This window comes from Bradyrhizobium sp. P2_E8 (assembly GCF_056403875.1).
In genome coordinates this window covers 1-1,212 of sequence record NZ_JBFUES010001507.1, presented here as the reverse complement: position 1 = coordinate 1,212, position 1,212 = coordinate 1, and the positions used below count along the sequence as shown (strand labels likewise).

The 1,212-nt window shown below is 65.4% G+C and carries 3 protein-coding genes; 2 read left to right on the top strand and 1 reads right to left on the bottom strand.

The features are described 5' to 3' along the window. Both AC1D00_RS41840 and AC1D00_RS41835 read left to right on the top strand, forming a co-directional pair. Nucleotides 1–297, top strand: a 297-nt coding sequence (locus AC1D00_RS41840; RefSeq protein WP_477014737.1) for a DUF2147 domain-containing protein, incomplete at its 5' end; no start/stop codon positions are given. A 181-nt stretch (nt 298–478) separates the two neighbouring features. Further along, the gene (locus AC1D00_RS41835) at nt 479–835 is read left to right on the top strand and encodes a hypothetical protein (RefSeq protein WP_167770919.1); all 357 of its coding nucleotides are present in this window, start codon (nt 479–481) and stop codon (nt 833–835) included. 173 nt (nt 836–1,008) lie between these two features. On the opposite strand, the gene AC1D00_RS41830 is transcribed toward AC1D00_RS41835, so the two are convergent. Further along, nucleotides 1,009–1,212: cupin domain-containing protein (locus AC1D00_RS41830; protein ID WP_477014736.1), on the bottom strand; the 204-nt coding region annotated here is incomplete at its 5' end.

Sequence of the window (1,212 nt, the reverse complement as noted above, 5' to 3'; positions counted from 1 at the left end):
ATCTGGCTCACCGAGGAAAGGGAAGGCAAGGTTCGCATCGAGCAATGCGGCACCAATCTCTGCGGCTATTCGGTCGACAGCAAGTCGAACCAGAACGGCGAGCAGGTCCTCATCAACATGAAGCCCGGCAAGGACCAGAACAAGGATCAGAAATGGTCCGGCCGCATCCTCGACCCCAACACCGGCTCGACCTACGATTCCACGATCGCCATGAAGGGCACCGACCGCCTGCGCGTGCAGGGCTGCGCCTTCGGCGGCATGTTCTGCGGCGGCCAGACCTGGACACGGGTGAACTGAATTCGGCTTCGACACTCTGACGGAGACAAGGGGCCCGCGATCCGGGCCCCTTTGCTTTTGCCCGCGATGTCATTGCGGGGTGCGCCACCTCACAGAGCCTGTAGCAGGCGTGACAGCCCTCACATCGCCGGTTCCGCAACCCGTGCCACGATCCCCGCATGGTCAACCCCAGGGGCGTGTCATGAACGGTTTTCGCAAAGGTCTCTTCGCGGTCATTGTCGCCATCGCCTTCCCGCTCACGCAGGCAGGCGCAGCGACAAGCACTTTCGACGGGACATGGAATGTCCGTATCTCGTCATCGAGCGAGACCTGCGGCAACGGCGCGACCGTCGCGATCGGCATCAACAACGGTCAGATCGCTTCGAGCAGCGCTGCGGTGTCTGCATCCGGCCGCGTCGCCGATGCGGGCAGCATCAACGTCACCTTGAGCACCGGCATCAAGCGTGCGGTCGGCTTCGGCCGGCTGAGCGGCACGTCCGGCTCCGGCACCTGGCGCGGCGCCCTGTGCACGGGCACGTGGACGGCGGAAAGAATGTAGGGTTTCGTGTCCCGGACAAGCAGCGACGCCATAAGCGCCTACGCGCGCGTCGTCGACACGCTATGGCGTTACTGCGCAGAGCCGGGACCCGGCGTCGTTCACCGCTAATCAGCTCTGGGCCCCGGCTCGGCGACGCATCGCCTGCGCGATGCGTCTTGTCCGGGGCACGAGAACTAACCTACCGCGGCGCCGTACTCCGCGTCCGTCACCGGCTCCAGCCAGGTCGAGTAGACGCCGTCGAGCGCTTCCTGCATGGCGATATGGCACATGCCGTTGGTCGGCGATGCGCCGTGCCAGTGCAACTCGCCCGGCGGAATCCAGACGGTGTCGCCCGGGCGGATCTCTCTGACTGGGCCGCCCTTGGTCTGCACGCGCCC

Coding starts and splice junctions, on each gene's coding strand:
- AC1D00_RS41835 (WP_167770919.1), top strand. CDS start 479: ATGAACGGTTTTCGCAAAGGTCTCTTCGCGGTCATTGTCGCCATCGCC.